Source organism: Streptomyces sp. S6 (assembly GCF_054880855.1).
Window position 1 is genome coordinate 1 of sequence record NZ_JBTYMC010000716.1, and the last position, 729, is coordinate 729.

Consider the following 729-nt stretch of genomic DNA (forward strand, 5'->3'; position numbering starts at 1 on the left):
GGGCGGCGAGCGCGCGGATCTCCTCGTCGCGTGCGCTCGCCCGCGCGCGCAGCGCCTGCCGTTCCTCGTCGGCGGCGTGCTCGTCGTGCATGGCGGGGTTCGGGGGGACGAGGAAGACGCTGTCGTCCTGGCCCGAGGGAGTGGGGGCCAGGAGGGCGGCGGCGGTGCCGACGGCGACGGTGGAGCGGGGCAGGAGGGCGGCTTCGGAGAGCGCCTCCCGCGCGCGGACGTGCGAGCCGGGGTCGGTGATGATGACGCCGTCGACGAGTTCGGGGCGGGCGCTGAGCACGCGCGCGTGGTCGGCCGCGTCGACGGACTGGGCGAGGTAGCGCCAGCCGGGCAGTGCGGGGATGCCGTGTTCGCCGAGGAACTCGACGGTGGCCAGGACGTCGGGGCTGGGGGGCAGGAGTCCGCCGTCGCCGAGGGCGCCGAGGATGCGGGAGTCGTCGGCGGCGGCCGTGCGCAGTTCGAAGAGCTGGCGTTCGGCGGCGGACACGGCGTCGTCGAGGAGGCCGCGCAGTTCGTCGGCGTACCGGTCGAGGTCGGCGGCGGACAGCGGTTCGCTGCTGAGGAGTTCGGCGAGCCGCTCCTCGGCGGCGAGGGCTTCGGCGATCCGCTGCTCGGCCTCGTACGACCGTCCGGCGGCCGTGGACGCGTCGGCGGCGCGGGCCGCGGTCAGTTCGGCGCGGGACTCGGCGGAGGCGGCCTCACGGGCGGTCTCGGCGGCCC

The 729-nt window shown here is 77.0% G+C and carries 1 pseudogene; it reads right to left on the minus strand.

Annotated elements, in window-relative coordinates:
* Positions 1-729, minus strand: a pseudogene (locus tag ACVNF4_RS36670) (hypothetical protein); the annotation flags it as partial.